Annotated in this window: 20 protein-coding genes; 15 read left to right on the top strand and 5 right to left on the bottom strand. The window is 41.4% G+C overall.

The genetic code is table 11. The features are described from left to right. The first annotated feature begins 7 nt into the window (after window positions 1–7). Window positions 8–934 (top strand): dihydrodipicolinate synthase family protein, encoded by a 927-nt coding sequence (locus ACPUEN_RS00180; RefSeq protein ID WP_425637827.1) that lies wholly within the window; start codon window positions 8–10, stop codon window positions 932–934. Window positions 935–999: 65 nt separating this feature from the next. Here the strand turns inward: ACPUEN_RS00180 and ACPUEN_RS00175 are convergent, their stop codons facing one another. From ACPUEN_RS00175 to ACPUEN_RS00165, 3 genes are read right to left on the bottom strand one after another with little or no spacing between them, the layout of a single operon-like run. Next, a complete protein-coding gene (locus ACPUEN_RS00175; RefSeq protein ID WP_425637826.1) occupies window positions 1,000–2,385 on the bottom strand; it encodes an NAD(P)(+) transhydrogenase (Re/Si-specific) subunit beta in 1,386 nt (461 codons plus the stop codon). After that, window positions 2,382–2,669, bottom strand: coding sequence for an NAD(P) transhydrogenase subunit alpha (locus tag ACPUEN_RS00170; RefSeq protein ID WP_092896151.1), 288 nt, complete (start codon window positions 2,667–2,669; stop codon window positions 2,382–2,384). Before ACPUEN_RS00170 ends, ACPUEN_RS00175 begins: the two co-directional genes overlap by 4 nt. 19 nt (window positions 2,670–2,688) lie before the next feature. Beyond that, window positions 2,689–3,813, bottom strand: a complete 1,125-nt coding sequence (locus ACPUEN_RS00165; protein WP_425637825.1) for a Re/Si-specific NAD(P)(+) transhydrogenase subunit alpha — start codon at window positions 3,811–3,813, stop codon at window positions 2,689–2,691. A gap of 409 nt (window positions 3,814–4,222) precedes the next feature. Between ACPUEN_RS00165 and ACPUEN_RS00160 the strand changes: the two genes are divergently transcribed. The 14 genes from ACPUEN_RS00160 to ACPUEN_RS00095 all read left to right on the top strand — a co-directional run bounded on the left by ACPUEN_RS00160 (window position 4,223) and on the right by ACPUEN_RS00095 (window position 22,871). Beyond that, window positions 4,223–5,683 (top strand): Gfo/Idh/MocA family protein, encoded by a 1,461-nt coding sequence (locus tag ACPUEN_RS00160; RefSeq protein WP_425637824.1) that lies wholly within the window; start codon window positions 4,223–4,225, stop codon window positions 5,681–5,683. Between the two features lie 304 nt (window positions 5,684–5,987). After that, window positions 5,988–6,221 (top strand): hypothetical protein, encoded by a 234-nt coding sequence (locus tag ACPUEN_RS00155; protein ID WP_425637823.1) that lies wholly within the window; start codon window positions 5,988–5,990, stop codon window positions 6,219–6,221. A gap of 99 nt (window positions 6,222–6,320) precedes the next feature. Beyond that, window positions 6,321–6,830: a heme-binding domain-containing protein gene (locus ACPUEN_RS00150; protein WP_425637822.1), complete on the top strand. Its 510-nt coding sequence runs from the start codon at window positions 6,321–6,323 to the stop codon at window positions 6,828–6,830. A gap of 300 nt (window positions 6,831–7,130) precedes the next feature. Next, window positions 7,131–8,132, top strand: coding sequence for a Gfo/Idh/MocA family protein (locus tag ACPUEN_RS00145; protein ID WP_425637821.1), 1,002 nt, complete (start codon window positions 7,131–7,133; stop codon window positions 8,130–8,132). A 262-nt stretch (window positions 8,133–8,394) separates the two neighbouring features. Continuing rightward, window positions 8,395–9,189, top strand: a complete 795-nt coding sequence (locus tag ACPUEN_RS00140; RefSeq protein ID WP_425637820.1) for an SDR family NAD(P)-dependent oxidoreductase — start codon at window positions 8,395–8,397, stop codon at window positions 9,187–9,189. Window positions 9,190–9,565: 376 nt separating this feature from the next. Continuing rightward, the gene (locus ACPUEN_RS00135) at window positions 9,566–11,920 is read left to right on the top strand and encodes a DUF1549 domain-containing protein (RefSeq protein ID WP_425640216.1); all 2,355 of its coding nucleotides are present in this window, start codon (window positions 9,566–9,568) and stop codon (window positions 11,918–11,920) included. A 180-nt stretch (window positions 11,921–12,100) separates the two neighbouring features. Continuing rightward, on the top strand, window positions 12,101–13,531 hold the full coding sequence (locus tag ACPUEN_RS00130) for a DUF1501 domain-containing protein (RefSeq protein WP_425637819.1): 1,431 nt from the start codon (window positions 12,101–12,103) through the stop codon (window positions 13,529–13,531). A 243-nt stretch (window positions 13,532–13,774) separates the two neighbouring features. Further along, window positions 13,775–14,128 (top strand): hypothetical protein, encoded by a 354-nt coding sequence (locus ACPUEN_RS00125; RefSeq protein WP_425637818.1) that lies wholly within the window; start codon window positions 13,775–13,777, stop codon window positions 14,126–14,128. Window positions 14,129–14,305: 177 nt separating this feature from the next. Beyond that, entirely contained in the window at window positions 14,306–15,295 is a 990-nt protein-coding gene (locus tag ACPUEN_RS00120) for a hypothetical protein (protein ID WP_425637817.1), read from the top strand. 1,052 nt (window positions 15,296–16,347) lie between these two features. After that, window positions 16,348–16,788: a carboxypeptidase-like regulatory domain-containing protein gene (locus ACPUEN_RS00115; protein ID WP_425637816.1), complete on the top strand. Its 441-nt coding sequence runs from the start codon at window positions 16,348–16,350 to the stop codon at window positions 16,786–16,788. A gap of 389 nt (window positions 16,789–17,177) precedes the next feature. After that, window positions 17,178–18,017, top strand: a complete 840-nt coding sequence (locus tag ACPUEN_RS00110; protein WP_425637815.1) for a KilA-N domain-containing protein — start codon at window positions 17,178–17,180, stop codon at window positions 18,015–18,017. Window positions 18,018–18,165: 148 nt separating this feature from the next. Next, entirely contained in the window at window positions 18,166–19,167 is a 1,002-nt protein-coding gene (locus ACPUEN_RS00105; protein ID WP_425637814.1) for a glycoside hydrolase family 43 protein, read from the top strand. Between the two features lie 547 nt (window positions 19,168–19,714). Beyond that, a complete protein-coding gene (locus tag ACPUEN_RS00100; protein ID WP_425637813.1) occupies window positions 19,715–21,160 on the top strand; it encodes a DUF6600 domain-containing protein in 1,446 nt (481 codons plus the stop codon). Window positions 21,161–21,341: 181 nt separating this feature from the next. Continuing rightward, window positions 21,342–22,871 carry a SulP family inorganic anion transporter gene (locus ACPUEN_RS00095; RefSeq protein WP_425637812.1) on the top strand — a complete coding sequence of 510 codons (1,530 nt, stop codon included), beginning with the start codon at window positions 21,342–21,344 and terminating at the stop codon, window positions 22,869–22,871. Window positions 22,872–23,057: 186 nt separating this feature from the next. Here the strand turns inward: ACPUEN_RS00095 and ACPUEN_RS00090 are convergent, their stop codons facing one another. Both ACPUEN_RS00090 and ACPUEN_RS00085 read right to left on the bottom strand, forming a co-directional pair. Next, the gene (locus ACPUEN_RS00090) at window positions 23,058–24,350 is read right to left on the bottom strand and encodes a serine hydrolase domain-containing protein (protein ID WP_425637811.1); all 1,293 of its coding nucleotides are present in this window, start codon (window positions 24,348–24,350) and stop codon (window positions 23,058–23,060) included. 131 nt (window positions 24,351–24,481) lie between these two features. Then, window positions 24,482–25,987, bottom strand: coding sequence for a trypsin-like peptidase domain-containing protein (locus ACPUEN_RS00085; protein WP_425637810.1), 1,506 nt, complete (start codon window positions 25,985–25,987; stop codon window positions 24,482–24,484). Window positions 25,988–26,245: the final 258 nt, after the last annotated feature.

Here is a 26,245-nt window from a genome sequence, read left to right as displayed (position 1 = left end):
GTATTTTATGTCTTTTCCGCAACCTTTTCGAGGTATTATTCCTCCTATGATTACGCCGTTAAACCCGGATTTTTCTTTGGATGAAAAAAGTCTAGAACTCTTGATTGAGCACATGATTTCCGGTGGAGTTCATGGACTTTTTATTTTAGGTACAACAGGTGAGTTTGCCAGCTTGAGTTCAAGCGTCAAGAAACGCCTGATTGAGTTGACCTGCAAAAAAGTAGATCAAAGAATTCCTGTGTTAGTGGGAATAAGTGACTGTTCATTTCTGGAAAGTTTAAATTTAGCTGCATCTGCCAAAGAAGCTGGAGCGGACATTCTGGTTGCGACAAATCCATTTTATATGAATATTGGGCAGGAAGAATTGGTTTTCTATTTTTCCAAGTTGGCTGATGAAGTGGAACTCTCTCTTTATCTCTACAACATGCCTTCTCACACTGGGATAAATATTGACCTAGAAACAGTAAAGGCACTTGTAGAACACCCGAATATTATTGGAATAAAAGACAGTTCCGGAGATCAGAAATACTTTGAAAGTCTTTGTGACACCTTCAGGGAATACCCAGAATTCACGGTTTTGGTAGGCCCAGAGGAGATTTTGGTAGAAACAATGAACATGGGTGGACATGGAGGTGTATCTGGCGGAGCAAATCTCTTTCCATCTCTTTATGTCAAACTTTTTGAAGCTACAGAATATCAGGACAAGGAAAGAATAAAAGTCCTGAATGAAACTGTCCAATTTCTTAGTAAGAATCTATACAGCCATGGCTCGTACAAATCAAATTATTTGAAAGGGTTGAAGGCTTCCCTGTCTTTTGAAGGCCTATGCCAAGGAGTTTTAGCAATGCCACTAAGTGCCTTCAATGAAACTGAAATAGCAGATTTAAAGGAAAAATATGTAGCAGTAAAAGAGGCTGTTTCAAAATCGATCTAAACATAAAAAGGCTATCTGAAAATCCAGATAGCCCTTTGGTCTATAGGTTTGAGATAAATAGGTAATTACATTTCTTTCATTTCTGAGACCACTTTGGTAATGGTTTGCTTCGCATCTCCAAAAAGCATTAGACAATTTGGATAGCCAAACAACTCATTTTCTACTCCCGCATAGCCTTTACCCATACTTCGCTTTGAGACAATTACCGTTCTTGCTTTATCAGCATTCAAGATCGGCATGCCATAAATCGGGCTTTGAGCATTGTTCCTAGCAGCTGGATTTACTACGTCATTTGCTCCTACGATAAGCACCAAATCTGTATTCGGGAATTCATCGTTTATATCATCCATCTCGATTAGCTTGTCATAGGAAATATTTGCCTCTGCCAGCAACACATTCATGTGGCCCGGCATTCTACCCGCAACTGGGTGGATAGCAAACTTGAAGTCTATCTTACGCTTCTCGCATTGCTCCATGAGTTCACGGATCACGTGCTGGGCTTGCGCCACAGCCATTCCGTATCCAGGAACTACGATCACTGAAGAAACCCCATCAAACAACATGGCCGTTTCTTCCACTCCTATTTCTTTCACAGTGATAGATGGGCCATCACCTTGCGCTTCATTCACGGTCTGTCCAAATCCTCCCAGCAACACATTGATCAAGGATCGGTTCATGGCTTTACACATGATCTGAGTAAGGATAATTCCTGATGCTCCGACCAGCGAACCAGCGACAATCAGCACATTATTATTTAGGATAAAACCCGTAGCACAAGCTGCCATTCCTGAATAAGAATTCAGCAGAGAAATCACTACTGGCATATCTGCTCCTCCGATAGGAATCACCGTCAAAACTCCTAGTAGTAAAGCAATCACTATCAGTATAATGATCAGCATAGGATCAGTTTGATCCATTACCGTAAAGACAGCTGCCGCCAAAAACCCTAAGAACAAAACCAGATTGATTGCATGCTGCCCTTTGAAGGTGATCGGTGAACCTGAAATATTTCCATTCAGCTTCAGGTAAGCAATCAATGAACCTGTAAAGGTCAAACCACCAATAAATACTGAAACGATGATACTAATTACCGTCACCAACTCGATAGATTCCATATTGACTTCAGTGCGAAGGAAGTAATCGGAAAGCGCAACAGAGAAGGAAGCCAAGCCACCAAAACCATTGAAAATCGCCACCATTTCCGGCATTTTGGTCATCTCAACTTTATTGGCATAATACAAGCCAATCGCTGAACCTAAAACTATACAGCCTAAAATCTCCACTAGGGAAATCGCATCAATCTGTACCAAAGTAGCCACAATGGCTATAAACATCCCAAGCGCCGAAAGTCGGTTACCTTGTCGGGCCGACTTGGTCTTGTTCATCATTTTCATCCCCAGCACAAACAAGACTGAGGCAATCAAATACGCTAATTCTATGGCTATACTCATTTTTTCTTGAACATTTTAAGCATACGATCTGTGACAGTGTAGCCGCCGACTACGTTGATGGTGGCAAGAACTAAGGCTACCATGCCCAGCCATTTGCTGATAGTGGTGTAGCCCATTTCGTTGCAAGCCAAAAGCGCTCCCACGATGGTAATCCCGGAAATAGCATTCGAACCAGACATCAATGGCGTATGCAAGGTTGGGGGAACTTTTGCAATTAGCTCAAACCCCAGAAAACTTGCCAGAACAAGTATATAAATCAGAATAATCAGTGCTTCTGAGCTCATAATTTGAAAAGGTTAATTCTTACTTATTTAAAATTTTATTAGTGAATTCATGAACTACTTGACCTTCAAATGTGATCAAAACACCTTTGGTGATTTCCTCCTCCCGGTCAAGATTGAATCCATCTTTAGTTGCTAGATGCATTAATAGCGTACTGATATTTGTTGCATAGAGCTGACTGGCATTGGTAGAAAGAAGCGAAGGCAAATTGGATTCACCAATAATTGTCACCCCATGCTTTTGCACGATTTTATCCTTTTCGGAGATCTCACAGTTTCCGCCAGATTCTACAGCCATATCCACAATCACAGCACCTTTTTTCATGGTTTTCACCATTTCTTCAGTTACAAGAATCGGCGACTTTTTACCCATTACCAGTGCCGTAGTGATCACCAGATCCGAATCTTTGATTTTGCTTTGGATGAGTTCCTTTTGCTTTTGCAAAAACTCCGCAGAAACCTCAGACGCGTAGCCACCTTCCACCTTCACTTCTTCTGCTCCTTCTACGGTCAAAAATCTACCTCCAAGCGATTCCACTTGCTCTTTGGTTTCGGGACGCACATCAGATACTTCCACGACTGCGCCAAGTCTCTTGGCGGTTGCGATAGCTTGTAATCCAGCTACCCCAGCACCGAAGATTAAAACCTTGGCAGGCGTAATCGTACCCGAAGCAGTCATCATCAAAGGAAAAATTTTCTCCAGGTAATTTGCTCCCAAAATCACCGATTTATAACCTGCTAGATTGGCCTGAGAACTCAAACAATCCATCTTTTGGGCTCTGGAAATCCTTGGTACCGCATCCATCGAGAAAGACGTAATGGATTTCTTGTTCAATTCGGCAAGTATTTCCGGATGATTGTAGGCGTACATAATGGACATGCAAGCACCACCATTCTTCATTTGAGCTACTTCCTCTTTGGTAAAGATGTTGACCTTAAGCAAAATATTTGCGGCATATATATCTGCGGCATTTCCTACTGTAGCGCCGGACTGCTTATAATCTTCATCAGAAAAATTGGATCCAATACCAGCACCAGACTCTACAATGACCGAAAATTCCTTTTTGATCAATTGCTTGATGACATCCGGACTAAGTGACACCCTATTCTCACCCTCCTTCGTCTCTTTTAAAACTCCTATTTTCATTTTAGGCTAGTTGAGTTTGTTTATTTCAATGCTATTTCATTTCAATGCTTCAAATAAAGTAGGAAATTCTGGCATGCACTACCTGCTTTATCCTGTTTTTTTACTATTTCTTGATATTTTCTTTCGACAAAAAGAAAAAACATAAAATAAAACTTTAACCAAAAAACTGGTAAACAAACAGTTGAGCCATCGATTGCACACTAATTTTAAACCGGATTTCTAAGCATAAATTAATTTTTTTGAAAAAAGTAACAAGTTAAAGCCCTCACAATCGAAAAAGTGAAATTTCAGGGAAATTCAGGAATCACCACTGATCATTTGATAATCATTGTTTAACAACTAACAGGATTCCTGCAAAAAAATAAATTCCTATTTTAGACTACTTATTTGACTTTAAACTAATAACCTCATGCGCAAACCCAAGAAAAATTCCGAGGGACAAACCCGAAGGGATTTTATCAAAAATGCAGCAATTGCATCTTCCTTTATGATTGTTCCCCGCCACGTGTTGGGCGGTGTGGGATTTATTTCTCCAAGTGACCAATTGAATCTAGCTGCTATCGGAGCTGGCGGAAAAGGAGCCAGTGATATTAGAAATGCCTCTGTCAATGGTCGAGAACGAGTAACTGCACTTTGTGATGTTGATTTTTCAGGTTCTGCCAAAGCTTCGGTAGAGAGATTCCCTGATGCAAAACTTTATGCGGATTTCCGCAAAATGCTCGATACCGAAAAAGACATCGATGCAGTCACGATTTCCACCCCTGATCATGTCCATGGTCCGGCAGCTAAATATGCTATGGAGCGTGGCAAGCACGTGTATGTGCAGAAGCCAATGACGCATAACATCAAGGAGGCAAGAATGCTGACTGAGATGGCAAGAAGCCAAAAGGTGGTAACTCAGATGGGTAACCAAGGCGGATCAAACGAATTATTGAAACTAGTCCAGAAATGGGTGGATGATGATAAAATAGGTAAGATCTCCAAAGTAGAAGTTTGGACGAACAGACCCGTATGGCCTCAAGGCGGTGCTTTCCCTAAGCCAAACCCAAGTGCAAAACCAGATGCATTGAACTGGGACTTGTGGCTAGGCCCATCTCCTGAAATCCCTTATACACCAGAACTTCATCCGTTCAGCTGGAGAGGCTGGTGGAATTATGGCACTGGTGCTCTCGGCGATGTAGGATGCCACCTAATCGATATTCCATTTAGAACCTTAGGCTTACATTACCCTACTGATGCTGAGTGTAGTGTAGGGTCCGTTTATAGCGGAATGTGGACACCAGATTATCATCCTGACGGCTGCCCAGCATCTTCATTTATTTCTTTGAATTTTGCAGCAACTGCCAAAAGCAAATCTCCAATCAATATGACTTGGATGGATGGCGGTATCAAACCTGCTCATCCGGATATTATTCCTGCTGATCAGGAAATCGGCGGAGGAGCAAATGGCGTCTTGATCATCGGTGAAAAAGGAATAATCGCTACTAACATTAATGACAGTTCTCCACTGATGCCAAAACTATATTTGAATGACGGCACTCAGGAGTTTGGTCCTCAAACTGAAGAAAACATTGAGCCGGAATACGGACATCAGAGAAAATGGGTTGATGCTTGTAAAGCTGGATTCGGAAGCTCAGAGCATAAAGGATTAACTTCCTCATTTGATTATGCAGGACCTATGACCGAAACAGTGTTAATGGGCAACCTTGCCATCCGCAGCTATATGCTTCGTCGTGAAAATGCCAGAGGTCAGATGGAATTCTATGGAAGAAAGAAATTACTTTGGGACGGAGATAAACTCCTGATTACCAACTTTGAAGACGCCAATCAGTTTGTTGGAAGAACATACAGAGAAGGTTGGGAAATGTAATTTTTCCCTAAAATTGAATCATTCGAAACCCGTTCAAGTTGACATTGAACGGGTTTCGATATTTTATATAAATACACTAACACATCCAATTCAAGAATTTACCTCATTCAGGACTCTAGATTTTATTTCAAAAGGTGAATCTTAACTAGGTGCTGAGCGAGAAATGGAATATTTTGAGAATCAAAATCAAGAAATATTCTATAAATAGGTATTAAAAAAATTGGATTTTATCCATAAATACTTTGCTTAGTTTTTTTTTAAACGACAAGCATTCTTAGATTGGCAAGATTTAAATAATTAATAAATGGCACAAATGATTAAAAAGGGGAAAGAGCTAATTCGTATCTGCCCCACCAATACGCTTAAACTTGAATTCTCTGTAGATGAAGGTGAAACTTGGAGTTTACGATACATGGGAAATCCTGCAAGCCCGGGAGAATTTTCAGAACTAGCTGACGGGGGCAAGGAATTGTTAGCAGAAGGTCCTAAAGGAAGTTTTTATTCTAAAAACAAGGGGAAATCCTGGCACAAAAAGTAGTGGACTAGCATGGGTTTCGTTTATCCAAAAATTAACAGTTTTTAATGATAATTTAAACTTTGCCTACTACCACAGGTCTAACAAGAAAATCTTTCAGCCATGTTAAAAAAAATCGGAATAGTTCTCTTAGTTGTTCTAGTAGCCATCCAGTTTATCCCCTATGAAAAAAATGAGGGTACTCCAGCTGCGGCACCTCTCTCTGGGAGTTACAATGTTCCGGACAATGTCGATAAGTTACTGGTGAATGCTTGTAACAATTGCCATACAAATAAATCTGAATACCCTTGGTATGCGAGTATAGAACCTGTTGGTTATTGGCTAAATCACCATATAGAGGATGGTAAAAGACATCTTAATTTTGATGAGTTCACCAATCGCCCACTTGCCTATCAGAACCATAAGTTTGAAGAAACCATTGAGATGGTAGAAGAAAAAGAAATGCCGTTGGAGTCATACACTTACTTTGGGCTACATCCAGAAGCGAATCTTTCCGATGAGGATCGACAGCTTATCGTCGATTGGGCCAAGGATCAAATGGCATATTTGAAGGCCACTTATCCAGCTGATAGTTTGGTGATGAAAAGAAGGAGCCCTCCACCAGCACAGTAGAAGCTAAATTCCATTTCTATAAGGCATTAAAATTAGTTCAAAACAAAAAAAACCAGGCTCGGGTAACTCTGAGCCTGGTTTTTTTATGAAGTTTTCGCTTTATCAACCGCCCTTGCTTTTAATAAAAGGGGGCTCCTTTACCTTCTGTGGATAAAGAAATAATAGTAAACTTAATCTATTTTTTCAAGCTCAAACTCTCAAATCCAACTATCAGTGGCCGTTAAAGCAAAATCTAGCTTAAGCAATAACAATCTCAGGTTTAATGGCTATTGTTTAATGCTTATCCCCTATTTTTAAAATATGAGCAAAATCCAACATACCGAAGTAAGGTGGGGGATTCTAGGCGTAGGAAATGTATGCGAAGTCAAATCCGCACCCGCCATGAATCTCATCACTAATAGCAAAATAGTCGCAGTGATGCGCCGGTCCGAAGAGAAAGTGAAAGATTACGCTAAAAGGCATGGAGTCCCAAAGTGGTACACTTCTGCAACTGATCTGATCAACGACCCTGAAGTAAACGCGATCTACATAGCCACTCCTCCAAATGCACATCTTGAGCTGGCCTCACTTGCCGCAGCCGAAGGAAAACCTGTGTATGTGGAAAAGCCGATGGCGAGGACTCACCAGGAATGCTTGGATATGATTGCCGTTTGTGAAAAAGCAAATGTGCCTTTGTTCGTAGCCTATTACCGTAGAGAGTTACCTCATTTCCGTAAAATAAAGGAATTAATAACTGATGGAACTCTTGGAGAAATTCGCACGGTTCATATCAATCTCAAGCAAAAGCTAGACGCGAGCTTAATCACTAAGGTGGAAACAAATTGGCGAGTTGATCCTGATTTGGCCGGAGGAGGCTATTTCTTTGACTTGGCCTCACACCAGTTGGACTTAATGGATTTTTTCTTCGGGAAGATTACCCATGCTTCAGGTTTTTGCTCCAATCAAGCCGGAACTTATGACGCTGAAGACATTGTCGTTGGAAGTTTTGTATTTGAAAGCGGAGTACTTGGAACTGGCAACTGGTGCTTCACAACTTCCGAAAATGCAGAAATAGATCAAACAATAATTTACGGCAGTAAAGGGAAAGTCAGTTTTGAGACATTTGGTAAAGGAGAATTCATCTTAGAAACTGATGAGAAGGGAGTTGAAAAATTCTCCTTTGAATTACCCAAACATATTCAGCAACCGCTAATCAAAACTATCGTGGGAGATCTTCTTGGGACTAATACTTGCCAAAGTACTGGAATTAGTGGTGCCAGAGCTAATTGGGTGATGGGTCAATTGGTGAAGGTGAAAGTGTAAGTTTTTTTTTAAAAAACCGCTGAGTACGCAAATGACAGGCAGAGGCCATACTAGAATTAGACCACAAAAGGGCTTAAAGCCCAATAACTCATAGCCCAGCTCGATAAGACAGAGCTATTCTAGAGGCATGAATACTCTAAGCTCTGAAAGTAGGGCGGTGTATATTTTTCACCTCATCCGAATTATCTCATCTTCTATTCAGTTAACTGTGTCATATAGCATTTTGCTACATTTTACCAACCTATTTAAACTCACACAAACAATGGACTTAAAATTAGAAGATAAAAAAGCATTCATCTCGGGATCCACAGCAGGAATTGGTTTTGCTATCGCAAAAAGGTTCTTGACAGAAGGAGCTACTGTGATTATAAATGGCAGAACCCAAGAAAGTATTGACAAGGCAACTGCTGAGCTCAAATCAGCCACAGGTTCTGACAAAGTAAGTGGAATACCAGCTGATTTCACTAAAGTCGAGGAGGTAGATAAGTTGCTTAAAGCACTTCCTGAGGTTGATATTTTAATCAACAACGCAGGGATTTTTGAGCCAAAAGCATTTGCTGATATTCCTGACGAAGATTGGTTTAGATTCTTTGAAATGAACGTCCTGAGCGGAATCCGTCTTTCCAGACAGTATTTTCCAAAAATGCTCGCAAAAAATTGGGGTAGAATTATCTTTATCTCCAGCGAATCAGGCGTTTTCATTCCAGATGAAATGATTCATTACGGCATGACCAAAACTGCCCAATTGGCTATATCAAGAGGTTTGGCAGAGCTCACCAAGGGCTCGAATGTGACCGTGAACACCATCTTACCGGGTCCAACCAAATCGAGAGGAGTCGGTAAGTTCATTGAAGACTTGTCAGAATCGAGTGGAAAATCCAAAGACAAAGTAGAAAAGGAATTCTTCCAAGACATGCGTCCTACTTCACTGATTCAGCGATTTGCTTCAGTGGAAGAAGTGGCTGACACTGTGGTGTATTATTCAAGTCCGCTGGCTTCTGCGACTAACGGTGCTTCCATTAGAGTGGAAGGAGGACTGGTCAAATCTATCCTTTAGAACGACAATTATTTAGGACGTTGAGCGCTACTTTTCTCTCTTAGAAAATAAATATTTTGGAAGCCTTGTTTCGGTATGAAACAGGGCTTCCTCTTTTTTTACCTTAAGTCCATTTACCAAACACTTGTCCATTTATCAAATCAATAGGCAAACAGGATAGGTTTACCCAACAAAACTATTATTTTTCAATTGACAGAAAAGTAAGCTACTCATCCTGAGTACTTATTACTAAATTCCCATTCATAGGAAAGCATTGAAAAATAACCATCAAAAATCTTCTTCCCCTCCCTTATTCTGCCTATTTATAGGCAGTATACTCTTTATTAATTTCTCAGCTTTTGGGCAAGCAGAAGCATCTGAAGAAACTACTTTTTGGCTGTGGAATTTTATTGGTAGACTTCATCCGCTAATCGTCCATTTCCCCATCGCCCTCCTTGTGATTGCGGCATTGATGGAGCTATTTACAAGACGGAGGTACAACTTCAAACTAAGGCCTGGGACAATGATTTTAACCCTAATCGGAGCCACAAGTGCAATCATCGCCGCTCCGATGGGCTGGTTGCTAGCAACGAATGAAGGGACCACTGGCGAACTTCTGGATTTGCATCAATGGATAGGAATTGGAACTGCCGTTTTGAGTATAATCACCTTATATTTTCTCTCAAAAATCCCACGCAGGCCATCTCGATCTCAGATAAAAGTATTCAGGTCTTCCTTATTTCTAACTGCCATCTGTGTTTCCGTCACGGGTCATTTTGGAGGCTCACTTACTCATGGAGAGGATTTCCTTAGCGAAGTTTTGCCTTATGAATCTGATGAACAAGAAATTGAAAAAACCCCGATAAACCTTGTCGCTTACCAGACCGAACTTACACCGGAAACAGAAATGAAGCTGATCGGGGAAGTTCGGATGGTCTTAGCTCATAATTGCTACAAATGCCATAGCGGAGCAAAAATTGAAGGGGAATTAAGATTAGATGAAAAAGAGTTTGTCTTCGCTGGCGGTGAAAATGGCCAAATCTTAATTCCTGGAAATCCAGGAGAAAGTGAGATCATCCGAAGAATTAACCTGCGCAAAAACCACGATGATGTCATGCCTTCCAAAGGCAAGTTGCTTAGCAACCAAGAAAAGGAATTGATTGCACTTTGGATAGAAAAAGGCGCTCCTTGGCCGGATGGAGCAGCCCAACAATCCGTGTATCGAGTGGCCGAATTAGCTCCCAGAAACCCAACTTTGCCCACCTACAAAACTGGCTTGGACAATCCTATTGATCTGTGGGTAGACCAATATTTTTCAGAAAATAAACTGGAATGGAAAGACGTAGTAGACGATAAAACCTACCTGAGAAGAATCTATTTGGATGTGACGGGTATGATCCCTAGTCCTCAAGAATTGGACGAATTCAGAAATGACACTAGACCTGACAAACGAAGCATCTGGCTTCAGAATCTATTGAACCAATCGGATGAATATGCCACTCACTGGCTAACATTTTGGAACGATGCACTTCGAAATGACTACACCGGAACTGGCTACATCACCAATGGGCGATATAATATCACGGACTGGTTGTATACTTCGCTCAGAGATAATAAACCCTACGATCAATTTGTCAAGGAACTCCTCAATCCTACCGAAAAGTCAAAGGGATTTATCGAGGGAATCAAATGGCGCGGAACCGTCAATGCCAGTCAGCGTACCGAAATGCAGGCTGCGCAAAATGTGGGGCAGGTGATTTTAGGATTGAACCTCAAGTGCGCTTCCTGCCATGACAGTTTTATCTCGGATTGGAAACTGGAAGAATCGTATGCTTTCGCAAACATTTTCGCAGACTCTACGCTCGAGGTCAGTCGCTGTGAAGTACCAACTGGCAAAATGGCTAAGACCAAAATCCTCTGGGAGGAATTGGGCGACATAGATAGTGCTGCGAATAGAGCCGAGAAGCTGAGACAGCTCGCAGATCGACTGGTTCAGCCGGCAAATGGAAGAATGTACCGCACGATCGTAAATCGCGTTTGGAAGCAAATGATGGGAAGAGGAATGGTGGAGCCTGTTGACGAGATGGACAATGAACCCTGGAGTCAGGATTTGCTGGATTGGCTGGCGTCAGATTTTGTGGAAAATGGCTATGACTTAAAGGCCCTGATTTACCAGATCGCAAGTTCGAAAATCTATCAATCCCAATCCATCGCCTATAAATCTTACGATGAGTTGATGGCGGATGATTACAAATTCAACGGAATGGTGCGTAGGCGGATGACTGCCGAGCAGTTCTCGGATGCAGTCAGTGAGATTGTTTATCCACTTTTCCCAGATGAGGCTATTAAATACAATCCTTTTGAACTCCAGAAGCCAGAGCTGAGCAAACCCTCTTTTGCGCGAGCATCCTTAGTAGCAAACAATCCATTCCTCACAGCCTTGGGCAGACCAAATCGCGAGATTGTATCCACGAGCAGAGATGCACAGGGAAGTTTGCTACAGGCACTCGAACTTACAAACGGAGAGCGATTGAATACAGCTTTGCAGAAAGGTGCAGAAAAATGGAAGACTGAACTCGGCGATCCTACACAGATCACGGAGGAATTATACCTAAAAGCTCTAAACCGAAAGCCAAACGAGAAAGAACTGGCTATTGCTAAGGCCGCTTTGGGAGCAAAACCAGATGTAGCTCAAATCCAGGATTTATTCTGGGCAGTGATTCTGTTGCCGGAGTTTCAGATGGTGAATTGAGGGATGTCGGGTGTTGGATGACCGATGAAGCACCAAAAATTCCCCGCAGATCAGCGCAGACAACTATCGCTGATTTTCGCTGATCTTGTGTTGTAGTAAATAAATTTAGTATAGTCAACCTGCGTTTATCTGCGGTTCTTTTCAGCGATAATCTGCGGGAAAATGATAGTTAACCAAACCATGAAAACACCACTTAACCGTCGTGACTTTATCAAAAAAACCTCTGCAGCGGCGATGGCAACCATGGGTATGGGGGCACCATTGGCGGGGTTACTTTCTTCCTGCGGAACGGACAAAATCCCGGCAACGGCTGATTCGGTAATCTTACTTTTTATGGCTGGGGGAATGGCGCACACCGAAACCTTCGATCCAAAGAAATATACTCCATTTCGAAAAGGAATGGAATCCAAAGAAGTGCTCAGCACTTTCCCTTCCATACCTACCAGCTTGGACGGAATCAACTTTTCCGAAGGCTTGGAATCCATGGCAAAAATCATGGACAAAGGAACGTTGATCCGCTCCTATGTGGCCGCAGATCTTGGACATATTCTCCATACCCGTCATCAATACCATTTCCACACCTGTTACGAGCCTCCACAATCCGTGGTCGTTCCGCATTTGGGTGCTTGGATTTCCAAGGAACTCGGCCCGTTGAATCCAGTGATTCCTTCTTTTATCAATATAGGTCAGCGATTTTCTGTAGGAGAAGGCGAGGAACTGAAGGCTTTTCACAGTGCAGGATTTTTGGGTTCCGAGCATGGGCCATTTTTGATTCCTGATCCGAGTGCAGGCTTGGAAAGCGTGCGACCTCCTATCGGGATGTCAACGCAGCGTTTTGAATCCAGAAACCAACTGTACCAAGACCTGATTTCTGCGGGAACGATGGGAGAATACGGTTCCGACTATCAAAAGGAATCCCTGAAGCGATCCATGGAGCAAGCCTATATTCTGCTGAATTCTCCGGAAGCGAAAGCCTTTGATCTGAGTCTGGAACCTAAGGAAAGCTATGATAAGTACAATAATGGCAAGTTTGGTTTGGGCTGTCTTCTAGCAAAAAGACTGGTAGATCAGGGAGCGCGATACATCACGGTTACCTCCGAGTATGAGCCATTCAAAGGCTGGGATACGCATGACAATGGTCATACCCGCTTGAAAGAAATGAAGAAAATGATCGATGCACCTATCGCTCAACTCATCTCTGATCTGGATGAAAGTGGTAAACTGGACAGAACCCTAGTCATCGTAGCCTCTGAGTTTAGCCGGGATATGCTGACTGAGGGCAGACCAGACCTTAAAGTAAAGGACCAGGTGGAAGTACCAGATATCATAGAAGACATGAAAAACTATGGAATGCACCGACATTTCACCGATGGTTGCTCCATGCTGATGTTTGGCGGGGGTATCAAAAAGGGTCACATCTATGGCAAAACCGCTGACGAACGTCCCTGCAAAAGCATTGAAAACCCAATCAAAATCGATGGTGTCCACCAGACTGTTTATCATGCCTTAGGCATAGCTCCAGAGACAAACTACGAGATCGAGCAGCGCCCATTCTTCACTACGCCTGATGGACATGGAAAAGCGGTGATGGATTTGTTGAGGAAGGGATGAGAGGATTTTGAGTAATTGTTTCTGTTTTTTTAACTAAGGGTTGTGGGAGGAAGAAAGAGGGTGTATTTTGAAGAGTCTAATAGACAGTTTTTGAAGGATAGAAATCTTAGCACAACTTGAATATTTAACTAAGTTTACTAAACACAAATAAATGAGAAATATCACCAACTACCTGTGGATACCTGCCCAAATAGGGTAGATATCACCAATTGGGGATATACAAACGTTGTGCTCTAGTTAAAAATGAAAGCAGAAGAATATAAAAGGATCATCAAAGAAGACAATGTTCTTGACTTCGGAACTCTCAAGGTGACGAAAGAGCAGCTTGATAAAACCGGAAACAAACGACTTGTTGCTGAAATTGAGAGAATAATAACGGACAATAAAATTGATAAACCGTTATCACATAACGATCAAGTGACTCAAGAAACAGATTTTTACCTAGTTGACTTGGACACTGATGATATTGAAACAATTGTCAGCATGTTTGGGGATTTAGAAGTAGGAGCGCTAGGAATTGGTTACGAAACAACCCGAGCAGCATCCTTCTATGCAACAATGCTTGACAAATGGAATGACTTACCTGATTATCGGTGACAAGAAGAAAATAAAAGAAACCTGAGCACAACAGAGCATATAACTTATGGCTGGATTCTCCTACATTCGAAAAATGATCTTCGGATCAAGATTATCCATGGATGAATGATTTATCTTCGAAAACCGCCACAAGCCATATGCAAACCGTTAGCCACCATTAAAAACAGAATGACGAAAATGAAAAACTTAATCCTTTTGGCAATCCTAGCAGCTTTTGGACTACAAAGCTGCAATGTTGGAACGACAGGGACTTGGAAAGATGAGAATATTGAGCAGAGCTTAAAAAATGAAATTGGGACGTTGGATAAAAAAGTAATGGAAGCAATTACAACCAAAAATACTGACCTCCTGAAATCAATAATGTCCGACAAACTATTAGAAAAAAGCGGAGACAACATTGACCAATTGATCGAGCAAGCGAGTAGTGTAATTACAACTACTGACTATAAAGTTCTAAACCAATTTCAAGCAAAGAATTCAACAACAGGGATTGGAAATACAATTATATCAGGAGTTAGTGGACTCAATGACTATCTCATTCACTATCAGGCCTTGAACGAAGCAATGTTCATTTCACTTTTAATTCCCAAAAGTGGACTTGACGAATTTATTTTAACCAACATTTACGGCAAATATCCAGAAGGTTGGAAACTGAATATTCTTCAATTCGGACAATACAAGGTCAATGGACAAACAGCACCAGAATTGTATTCTGAAGCCAAATCAGAATATGAAAATGGGTACTTAATGGATGCCGCGAACAGTCTGTTTCTAAGTTCAAGGGTCGCAAATCCCGCCAATAAATTTTGGCAATACCAAAAAGAAGATGAAATGAAAGAGTTTTACGACAAGGTAATGACAGAAATCAACTCTAAGTACAAGTTTCCAATGACCCTTGAAGAAATTGACTCTAAACCCAAAATACTTACTATTTATCCACAAGGAACCGCCGATGGTTATTTTCCAATGATTGAGTATTTAACCAACTTGGACTTAAAAGACACAGTTCAGACTAAAGCTGAATATGAGAAAATTCATTCGGAGATTACCAATACTTTTAACGGGATTGAAAAAGACAAGGACTACATTTTCTACAAAGCATTTAGTGAAATGCCAGACGGAAAAACACCTGTTCCAACTTATGGATTTGTAAAAGAATTAAAATAAAAACGGTGGCTAATCGAGTAGACGGCCGTGAGCCATAGGCTCACGGTGCGCCTCTCACACCACCGTACGTACGGGTCTCGTATACGGCGGTTCGTAAAGCATAGTATCATCGCTCTTTACACCGATGATACCTTTCCGCTACTTTTAAGTATAGGCTATACATTGTATTCCTATACGAATTTTCGCTTCACAATACGTTCAGTCCTTCGTTACTTCTGTGAGACCTCCATAGTTCTTATGGCTCGTTCCTCGTAACTACTATGACTTCGGCTGACTTCTCTTAGACGTTCCAGACACCCAGAGACCTCCCTCGGTAAGATGAATATCCTTGTGCCTATCGCTGCTCTATCTACTATTTTGACTTATCTCTGTTTCCAGAGCTTGGGACTTCGGCATGATGTGCTACCTCATCCAGCCTCATAGCCTCAGTATAGAGTTCCTGTTCGTCAGTACAGACACCGCAGTCTGGCTTACTTCAGTGCATACCTCGCAATAAACCACCTTGCCACTTGCTTAGCTTCGGGTAACGACTCCCGCGCTTAAGGGACTTTCACCCGTTGGAACGACCATCTTTTTGGTCTATATTCACCATTCAAGGCACACACAGCACCTAAGAAAACATGGGGCGGTCGGTGGTTTCAGCAAGGTTTGTTCTTCGTGGCTATCTTAGTAACGGGCGGACAGGGAATCGCTCCGAAAAGCACCACGTTTCTTAGCTGCAAACCGTTATGCCCAATGCTATGACGACAGACAAGATTAAAAATATCAATCAGACACTTGGGTTTTTCTCAATTACTATTGGGTGGACTTTGACGAACTTGCTGTATTCAATTTATCCCTCACTGAGCGTAGACTAAGCGTTGAAGTCCCCCCCACCCCTCTGAGCGTAGTCTAGGCGCTGAGGTCACTAGGTGTAATTTGTAATTACACCTTAATATCTTAATCAAATTTGAAATTGATTTTTATTAAAGAGTGAGTCACAAACTTCACCCAGCCATTATAGCTACAAACCGTTGGGCGCAAGGCGGTGTACAATTTACCCAAGACTAGGAATGAGGCTTTTAATACTTCTGACAATCTATTTAATTCCATTTATTTCAACTGGACAGACACGAACAATTACTGGAAAAGTCATTGACGAATTCGAACTGACGACCATTCCACAGGTGAGAATTCAGAATCGCGACAGCGTACAACTTGGGACAACTGACATGAACGGGAATTTTAAAATAGAACTCCCCATTGGGACAGAACAATTGCTATTCAGCTTTATAGGTTTCGAGTTGACAACGGTTCAGGTTCTAGACAACTGCGACAACCTGGAGATTATTATGATGTTGGCAAGTTCCTATGACTTCATGACAATGAAGACAGTTAATAGGAAACGATATAAAAGATTCAGAAAATTAAATAAACGACATCAGGAAGCATTTGAGAAAGGTGTTTTTAAATCAAGGACACCTTGTGTGACCTATATCTTCGGTAAAGATTAAACGCTCGATCCTATCTTTCTATCCTTATGAATTTGAAATTGAATTAATATAAGCTTAAAGCAGTAACCCCACCTATTCAGTACTTCTGCCTTTTTCAAGAATCTTTCCCAGCAATTCCTAAAATCCTGCTATCTTAAAATTATACTCTGCCTTTAAGTAGAAATTTCTTTTTTCCAAACCTATTATAACCCTAGTAAACCCATTAAAACCCTTTATCTGGCTTTTGTAGTTCTTATTCTCCTTCCCACACTGAGCGTTTACTAGGCGTTGCTCTAGGTGTAATTTGTAATTACACCTTTCTATCCTTATCAGTTTGAAATTGGTCTATGTATGTTTCTAACTATCTATCAGACGAGTTTACTCAGAAAAGCAATCACTAAATTCTTTTCATGATTTTGTATCTTACAATGAATATGGCAAAGAATAAGAAGATACAGGTTGAAGGCAAGGAAATATCTATACTTATTGATGGTGAAAAGGAATTTATTTCCCTGACCGATATGCTTAAAGCCAAAGACGGTGACTTTTTTATTTCTGATTGGCTACGTAATAGGAATACCGTAGAATATCTCGGAATATGGGAGTCAGTGTACAATCCCGATTTTAATTATGGCGAATTCGCCATAATTAAAAGTCAGGCCGGGCTGAATAGCTACAAACTGAGTGTGAAAGAATGGGTTGAGAAAACCAATGCAATCGGATTGAAAGCTACAGCTGGTAGATATGGCGGAACTTACGCCCATCCCGACATAGCTTTTGAGTTTGGAATGTGGATTAGCCCGCAATTCAAAATTTACCTAATCAAAGAATTCCAACGCCTCAAAGCAGATGAAAACGATAGATTAAAACTCGATTGGAATTTGCAGCGAACCTTGGCTAAAGTTAATTATGTGATTCATACAGATGCTATCAAAGCCAATCTCCTTCCCAAGGAATTGACTAAATCACAAACTGGCTTTGTTTACGCCAATGAAGCTGATATGCTAAACATGGCACTTTTCGGCAAAACGGCAAAGCAGTGGAGAGACGAAAATCCAAAGGCAAAGAGAAATATCAGAGACTTAGCAACTATAGAGCAATTGGTAATTTTAAGCAATATGGAAAGCATCAATGCCATATTCATAGAACAAGGGTTATCCCAAAATGAGCGATTGATACAATTGAACAAACTGGCGATTACTCAAATGAAATCTTTACTAAGCAGTACTTCTCTGAACAAACTTAAGTAAGCCATCTGAGCTAAAATTTTACCTTCTCAACTTTTCAGCTTTCTGACATTCTTTCCCAGCAATTCCTGAAATCCTGCTATCTTAAAATTATACTTTGCCTGAAGTAGAAATTTCTTTTTCCCAAACCTTTTATAACCCTAGTAACCCCATGAAAAATCATTGCTTGGCTTTAGTAATCATTCTGTTCCTTCCTTTGGCAACTCTGGCGCAACAACCGCGGACTCGTGAGGTAAGAAAAAATGTTCCCTTGGATTCTATTATTTTGAGTGATCCAGCTATTCTGGCGGATTCCAGCACGCAGATGTACTATATGACCGGAACTGGGGGAATGCTTTGGAAAAGCAAAGATTTGAAAAGTTGGGATGGTCCTTATAAAGTCGCCGAAACCGATCCAAACTCATGGATGGGGCCCAATCCCATGATTTGGGCAGCAGAACTTCATGCCTACAAAGACAAGTTCTACTATTTTGGCACCTTTACGAACCGGGCGGTAAAGATCGATACAGTAGGTGAGAATATAATCGAACGTCGTGCCAGCCATATTTTGGTGAGTGACAAGCCGGATGGGCCCTACGTGCCCATGCAAGATCCTACTTACCTGCCAGCAAGCATGCCTACGCTGGATGGGACTTTTTGGGTTGACAAAGACGGGAAGCCCTACATGATTTTTTGCCATGAATGGCTACAAAATGGAAACGGGACGATGGAAAAACTGGAATTGAAACCGGATTTAAGCGGTTCGATTGGTACCGGCGAAATCCTGTTCCGTGCCAGTGATTCGCCTTGGAGCCGGGAAAAAGATAAAAACGGAAACGACAAACCGAACAAAGTAACCGATGGTCCCTATTTGTTTGAAACAGAAACCGGACGCTTAGGAATGATTTGGACCAGTTGGGTTTACAGCGATTATACCCAAGGAGTAGCTTATTCGGAAAGTGGCACCCTAGATGGCCCTTGGATTCAGGAGAAGGACCCTATTACTCCGCCTAATTTCGGTCACGGCATGTTATTTAAGACGTTGGAAGGAAAGATGCTGATGTCCGTTCACAGTCATAGGAGCGAAAATGGCCGAACCATCCGAATCCCTCATTTATTTGAAATTGACCTTTCAGGAGATAAGTTGGTTGCTGGTAAGCTTTATCAACCGTGATGGGTGTAGCACAGTCAGTTACTCATCTTTAAAAGAGAAACATTTATCCTCGGAACATAGGTAATCGCCTTCCGAGGATAACTTTTTATTCTAAGAATGAAGAAAGCAACCTTCTGAGGTGAACAACTTTTTCCCAAATCACAACTATTTCACTTCCGACTATACTATTTCAAGAAAAAATACTTTTTGTTTTCATAGTGCACCTATTCTACAATCCCGGGTTTTTCTGGCAAAAGCTTATATCTATCCAAAAAAATATTTAAAAGCTCAAAAAGGGTTAAGCAAATATTTTATTTAAGTAGTAATTTTTTTCATTAATATTAAGATATAATTAAGATTTTACGCAACCATTCACTCATTTTTTTACGTAAAACCAAGCCAAGTACTAGTTCTTTTGATATAAGTCTTGAAAAGTTGGCCTGATTTTGGTTTTAGTATGCATGCATCCTTTTATTGGAAAATTGCATCTACCTAATAGGAAGCATTGAAAAACCAACTACCTGAAAGAAGTACCTAACCAATTATTTAATCACTTAAACCACGCATTATGAAAACGCTACAAGTACCACAATGGATGAGAAACTTGATGATGGGCTTCGTCGCTTTACTTTGGCTTAGCCCATCTCAAGCCTCAGCAGATGACATGAACGGTGTCTCATTTCAAGTCTTCTATGATGAACTGATGCCTTATGGTGATTGGGTTAAAGACGGTCGCTATGGCTACGTTTGGTTACCCGCAGTTCAAAATGATTTCCACCCTTATGGGTCCAATGGACACTGGGTAATGACGGAATATGGAAACACTTGGGTCTCTGATTACGATTGGGGTTGGGCGACATTTCACTACGGCAGATGGTATTTCGACAACAACTACCAAAGCTGGGCATGGATCCCTGATTACACTTGGGGACCAGCGTGGGTGGACTGGAGATCTGGTGGCGGCTATTACGGTTGGGCACCCATGGGGCCTGGTTTCTCCATAAATGTCAGAATCGGCATCCCTGCATCTTACTGGTTGTTTGTACCTCAGCATAGATTTGCATATCGCAATGTGTACAACTACTATGTACCATACGGTAGAAGGGTGAAAATCTACAATAACACTACGATCATCAATAATACTGTGGTCTATAATAACAATAGATACTACGCTGGACCTTCAAGAAGAGAAATTCAGCGAGTAACCAGAACAAATTATCCAGTGCATAGAGTGGAATCAGCTCGCTCTGCGGGAAGAGTATCTGTAGATAGAAATACGGTGAGTGCATACAGACCAGACCTGAATAACGGTAGAACTACGACCACAGCCGCAAGACCTTCCAGAGTACTTTCTAATGGACAAAGCAGAATTCAACCTGCAACGGCACCATCTAGAGGAAATAGTAGAACTGAAACTGTATCTGGAAGATCGGCAAATAGTTCTGCTGGATCATCCAGAGCTACGGAAAGAACAAGTCCTACTAGAAGCTCTGAGACTACTCGGGTGAGAACAACCACGCCTTCTTCAAGAGGTGGGAAATTCAAAACTGAGCCATATTCTGGAAGCCAAACTAGAACTTCTGCGCCATCTAGACAAAGTGCAGGAACACCTAGCAATTCTAGAAGCAGTGAAACAAGAACTTCTGCTCCGACTAGTAGACAGCCTCAGACTAGAACAGCTCCTACGAGAACGCAGAGCCCTGCTCCTACTCAAAGGACCAATGAATCTAGAACTCAGCCAGCTCCAACACAGCGCTCAAGTCAGCCAAGAACTCAATCTGCTCCGACTCAGCGTTCGACTCAATCTAGGACACAGCCTAGCAGCTCTTCCAGACCTGTGGTAAAATCAACTACGCCAACTAGATCTACGCAATCAAGAACACAGTCTGCACCAAGTAGATCTCCTCAGGTAAAAAGTGCTCCAGCAAGATCTTCTTCTCCTGCTAAGAGTTCAAGTAGGACCTCGAGTAGCTCTACCTCTAGAAGTACTTCAAGAACAAGAGGAAACAATTAAGTCTAATCAAACCAAAGTGAAAAGGATAGCCGAGATTGGCTATCCTTTTTTGTTTTTTAATCGGCTTAAGGAAGTTATTAAATAAGCGGCGCGCCAAATAATATTTCGAATTGCTGTTTTTGTCTATCTTTGCAGCTTGTTTTCAACACACACGACCTCAGTCGCCAAACCTATTCACACCTTGAAACAATACTTCAACCTTTTCGATTTCAGCCAAAAAGTAGATTATAAAACGGAAGTTCTTTCTGGACTTACCGTTGCTATGGCACTTATTCCAGAAGCAGTAGCTTTTGCTTTTATCGCTGGACTTTCCCCACTTACAGGTCTTTACGCGGCATTTATGATGGGGCTCGTAACGTCTATTCTTGGTGGTAGGCCAGGCATGATCTCTGGGGCTACTGGGGCAGTTGCTGTGGTAATTGTATCCTTAGCTGCCACGCATGGCGTAGAATATGTATTTGCAGCGGTAGTTTTAGCAGGGATCTTACAAGTCTCTGCAGGAGCTTTGAGATTGGGGAAATTGATGCGTCTTGTTCCACATCCAGTGATTTTTGGATTTGTAAATGGTCTGGCTATCATCATTTTCATGTCTCAATTAGATCAGTTCAAAGATGTAGACGGTAACTGGCTTACCGGCAACACCATGTATATTCTAGTAGGATTAGTGCTTTTGACGATGTTGATCATCTGGGGTTTACCAAAGCTGACCAAAGCGGTACCATCCTCCTTGACAGCTATTTTAGTAGTATTTGGAGTAGTTAGTCTTTTGAACCTTGACACAAAAACTGTGGGAGATATTGCCAGCATTCAAGGTGGCTTTCCTCCTTTTCATCTTCCTGCTGTTCCATTGACATGGGAAACCTTACAGATCATTTTCCCTTATGCAGCTATTGTGGCAGGTGTAGGTTTGATTGAAAGTTTGCTGACGCTAAATATCATTGACGAAATCACCGAAACCAGAGGAAGAGGTAATAAAGAAGCAGTTGCTCAAGGGGTCGCAAATATGCTTTCCGGTGTTTTCTCAGGAATGGGTGGCTGTGCAATGATCGGTCAAAGTTTGATCAATATTTCATCTGGTGCAAGAGCAAGACTTTCTGGAATTGTAGCAGCAGTGATGCTTTTAGTATTCATCATGTTCGGTTCTAGCCTAATTGAGCAAGTGCCAATGGCTGCATTGACTGGACTGATGATCATGGTTTCTATCGGAACCTTCGAATGGGCAAGTCTTCGCACCTTTACTAAAATGCCAAAATCAGATGTGTTCTTGATGGTTTTGGTGACGCTAATTACAGCATTCCTTCACAATTTGGCATTGGCCGTATTGATTGGAGTGATCCTAGCAGCCTTGTTCTTTTCTTGGGATAATGCGAAAAGAATCCGTGCTAGAAAGAAGGTGGATGCAAACGGAGTTAAGCATTACGAAATGTTTGGACCGTTATTCTTTGGGTCTATTGCAGCATTTAATGAGAAATTTGATGTGCTAAACGATCCCGAGGAAGTGATTATTGATTTCCAAGAAAGTCGTGTGGTAGATATGTCTGCGATTGAAGCTTTGAACAAGTTGACCGAGCGCTACCAAAAAGTTGGTAAAAAAGTACACTTGAAGCATCTAAGCCCGGATTGCAGAAGGCTGCTTGCGAATGCAGATGAGCTGATCGATATCAATGTAATCGAAGACCCTACGTATAAATTGGCGGTAGATAAGGTTTAATTTTAGCCGCTAAAGACACAAAGAAAGCACAAAGGGTTCTGCCTAAATTGACTTTCCCAACACCATTCCGGTTACAGAAAAAGGGAAGTCTAGCGACTTCCCTTTTTGCTTCCTGTGCCTCCGTTCATGTCACACGAATGGAAGATTAGATTATTAACACTAGTTCTTAATTTTCTTACCAGCTTGTTATTCAACTGCAGAAAAAACCATCTGTCTGAATTTCCAGGCAGATTCATCTCCAGTTCCACCTTGAGTTTGCTTCATTAAGATTCCGATGGTATTTGTGACTGGATCGGCAAAATATTGGGTATTGAAATATCCACCCCAGTCAAAGGTTCCTAGACTTCCGATTCCGCCCTGAGCAACCCCGTTTTCATCAACCAATCCAAAAGCAAGGCCATAATCTTTGCCACTATTTCCAAGTAAATCCCCAACTTGATTACTCATAATGGTTTTTATGGTCGTTGGACTCAGGAATCTAGTCCCGTTATAAGCTCCTCCATTTAAGTACATCTGAAGGAATTTGGCGTAATCTTCAGCTGTAGAAGAGAGACCTGCTCCACCGGAGAAAAATGTTTTTGCCCCAGTTTTTGGATAATCAGGGTCATAAAAAGTCACCGGAAACGATTCCCACTCGTTGTTTACTTTTCTGTGAATTGTAACCAGCTTCTCTCCTTGTGCATCGGTCAAATAAAACCCCGTATTATTCATTCCCATGGGATCAAAAATCCGTGTTTTCAAAAACTGGTCAAATGGCATTCCTGATACAACTTCAATAAAGTAACCCAACACATCTAGCCCTTCGCTATAGGTATATTTTGTACCCGGCTCATGGTGAAGTGGCAACTTCGCAAGCTTTTTTATATTATCTCCAATTTTCACTGGCTCAGTCGTGAACAAATCCACTATTCCTGCTTTTTGGTAGATCATTTTCATTTGCTCATTCCCATCAATCACACCGTATCCTAAACCTGAAGTATGGGTAATGAGATGTCTGATTGTGATCTCACGGGGAGAAGGCTTGGTAGAATAAGAAGAATCTGCATAGCGAAATCCAGCTAAGATTTTCGGATTAGCAAACTCCGGAATGTACTTTGAAATGGGATCATCTAACCTAAATTTTCCCTCTTCCCATAGCATCATAACTGCCGTCGAGGTAATAGCTTTAGACTGAGAAGCAATCCTAAAAATCTGATCTTTCGCCATCTTCGTCCCAGAAGGAACATCCGCCAACCCTTTGGCTTCGTGATAAACAATCTTGCCATCCTTCACAATCAAGGCCACCAAGCCAGGGACCTGATTATCAGCTATGGTTTGATCCAGCATTTGGTCAATTCTATCCAATCTAGAAGCCGAAAAACCTTGGAGCGGTTGTTTCCCTACTGGGGCAAGAATCGTTGATGGACTTTGAGCAAGCGCAGTGACGCTCAATACTACTAGAAAAAACATACTAGCAAGCATGCCGAGGTACTTTTTCATTGGTTGTGTGGGTTTGATTGAAAAGTAAAATAGGAAATCTATACCAATATACTATCCCGACCACATAGCTAGCAAAAAAACAGGCTGATGAATAATCACCAGCCTGTTTAATTTTATGATTTTAAAATCATTTAATCAACTTCAAAATAATACTCAGTACCATCTTGGAACATACCCAAGACTACTATAGGATCACCTTCCGTATCATTCAATATTTCTAACAGATTATCTACACTGGATATTTTCACTCTTCCACTTTCTGTGATAATAGAAGTAATGATAAATCCAGGTCTAGCTCCAGCGTCTCTCCATTTCTCTCCGCTAACTCTGGAAATCAATGCTCCGCCAGATAGTTCTAAAGAACTTTTGACTTTATCCGATACTTCTTCAAACATCACCCCTTGAAACTCGTAGGTTTTAGGGATTACTTTTTCAACAATATCTGTTGTACCAGCAAAATTCTTCAGTGTAGCTTTAGTCTTATACGTTTCACCATCACGGATATATTCTACTTCTACTTTATCTCCTGGTCTTTTTCTAGCAACCATTTCCTGCAAATTAGCCACGTTATTTGTAGGTCTTCCATCTACTCCTATAATGATATCTCCAGTTTTAAGTCCAGCTTCTTCACCGCCACTATTTTCGTTTACGCTTCTGATATAAACACCTTGCTCTACAGGAAAATCAACTCCAAGACCTTCTGCTAAATCTTGACTCACGTCTAAGATCCCAACACCAAGTAAAGCGCGCTGAGCAGTACCATATTGCATCAAGTCATCCATTACTTTTTTCACCAATGTACTTGGCACAGCAAATGAATAACCGCTAAATGTACCTGTGCTACTCGCAATCGCAGTATTAATACCGATCAACTCACCAGCAAGATTGACTAATGCTCCTCCAGAATTTCCTGGATTTACGACAGCATCAGTTTGTAAGAAAGCTTCTACTGAAAGGTTATCTTCTACATTACTCAGGATACCTATATTTCTGGCTTTTGCGGAGATAATACCGGCGGTAACTGTAGAGTTCAAATCAAAAGGATTACCAACGGCAAGAACCCATTCTCCAATTTTAGTCTTGTCCGAATCACCAAATCTCACGAAAGGCAGCCCTTCGGCATCTATTTTCAAAAGAGCCAAATCTGTGGTAGGGTCTGTTCCAATCACTTTAGCGATAAAACGCTTATTGTTGTCAAGTGAAATCTCCAACCTATCCGCATTTTCTACTACGTGGTTGTTCGTTACGATATAGCCATCAGGGGAAATAATAACTCCTGAACCAGAACTCATAACTGTCCGGCCTTCTGGGCCACCTCTTCTCGGATCATCTCTTGGAGGTATTCCAAAATACTCTTGAATTGGATCCCTTTGGCTTCTGCCTCTGGTTCCAACTGTAACTTGACTTTTAACATGCACGACAGCAGGCACGACAGCTTCTGCGGATGCGACAAAATTAATCCCATCAGGAACTGTAAAATTTTCTCCGGAAAGTAGATTTACAAAACTTGCCGGCTGCTTATCGTCGAAGCTTGTCGCATTTGGTGGTTGTACTAGAAAGCTTACGCCTGCTAAGGCAATTATGCCTCCGATCAAAGAGGCAAGAAGCATTCCCAGAAAGAATTGTCTTTTGCTCATATTTATTAAGTTTTAATTTAGTATTAAATGTTATTCGAGTGATGCACGGTAAGAACCAAATATTACACCTGAAAAAGTGCCCGGACATTCAAATTAACAGGAATTAACCAATTTTTACAGATATTAATTAATATTCTACTTTATCATACTATTTGCTTGACTATTCTGAAAAACCCAGAAAAGATTAATCTGAATACCGAAATTTTGACATCAAATTACACGTGTATTCAGTGCTCATGGTTCTTCATGATTTGAATT

The organism is Algoriphagus yeomjeoni, assembly GCF_049821175.1.
GTDB classification, from domain to species: domain Bacteria; phylum Bacteroidota; class Bacteroidia; order Cytophagales; family Cyclobacteriaceae; genus Algoriphagus; species Algoriphagus yeomjeoni_A.
Note: the sequence above shows the minus strand (reverse complement) of the source record. Positions and strands in the feature narration are given on the sequence as shown.

Bases quoted from the DNA above. Each gene is read 5' to 3' on its own strand.
- ACPUEN_RS00180 (WP_425637827.1), top strand. From the start codon at position 8: ATGTCTTTTCCGCAACCTTTTCGAGGTATTATTCCTCCTATGATTACG.
- ACPUEN_RS00175 (WP_425637826.1), bottom strand. From the start codon at position 2,385: ATGAGTATAGCCATAGAATTAGCGTATTTGATTGCCTCAGTCTTGTTT.
- ACPUEN_RS00170 (WP_092896151.1), bottom strand. From the start codon at position 2,669: ATGAGCTCAGAAGCACTGATTATTCTGATTTATATACTTGTTCTGGCA.
- ACPUEN_RS00165 (WP_425637825.1), bottom strand. From the start codon at position 3,813: ATGAAAATAGGAGTTTTAAAAGAGACGAAGGAGGGTGAGAATAGGGTG.
- ACPUEN_RS00160 (WP_425637824.1), top strand. From the start codon at position 4,223: ATGCGCAAACCCAAGAAAAATTCCGAGGGACAAACCCGAAGGGATTTT.
- ACPUEN_RS00155 (WP_425637823.1), top strand. From the start codon at position 5,988: ATGGCACAAATGATTAAAAAGGGGAAAGAGCTAATTCGTATCTGCCCC.
- ACPUEN_RS00150 (WP_425637822.1), top strand. From the start codon at position 6,321: ATGTTAAAAAAAATCGGAATAGTTCTCTTAGTTGTTCTAGTAGCCATC.
- ACPUEN_RS00145 (WP_425637821.1), top strand. From the start codon at position 7,131: ATGAGCAAAATCCAACATACCGAAGTAAGGTGGGGGATTCTAGGCGTA.
- ACPUEN_RS00140 (WP_425637820.1), top strand. From the start codon at position 8,395: ATGGACTTAAAATTAGAAGATAAAAAAGCATTCATCTCGGGATCCACA.
- ACPUEN_RS00130 (WP_425637819.1), top strand. From the start codon at position 12,101: ATGAAAACACCACTTAACCGTCGTGACTTTATCAAAAAAACCTCTGCA.
- ACPUEN_RS00125 (WP_425637818.1), top strand. From the start codon at position 13,775: ATGAAAGCAGAAGAATATAAAAGGATCATCAAAGAAGACAATGTTCTT.
- ACPUEN_RS00120 (WP_425637817.1), top strand. From the start codon at position 14,306: ATGAAAAACTTAATCCTTTTGGCAATCCTAGCAGCTTTTGGACTACAA.
- ACPUEN_RS00115 (WP_425637816.1), top strand. From the start codon at position 16,348: ATGAGGCTTTTAATACTTCTGACAATCTATTTAATTCCATTTATTTCA.
- ACPUEN_RS00110 (WP_425637815.1), top strand. From the start codon at position 17,178: ATGATTTTGTATCTTACAATGAATATGGCAAAGAATAAGAAGATACAG.
- ACPUEN_RS00105 (WP_425637814.1), top strand. From the start codon at position 18,166: ATGAAAAATCATTGCTTGGCTTTAGTAATCATTCTGTTCCTTCCTTTG.
- ACPUEN_RS00100 (WP_425637813.1), top strand. From the start codon at position 19,715: ATGAAAACGCTACAAGTACCACAATGGATGAGAAACTTGATGATGGGC.
- ACPUEN_RS00090 (WP_425637811.1), bottom strand. From the start codon at position 24,350: ATGAAAAAGTACCTCGGCATGCTTGCTAGTATGTTTTTTCTAGTAGTA.
- ACPUEN_RS00085 (WP_425637810.1), bottom strand. From the start codon at position 25,987: ATGAGCAAAAGACAATTCTTTCTGGGAATGCTTCTTGCCTCTTTGATC.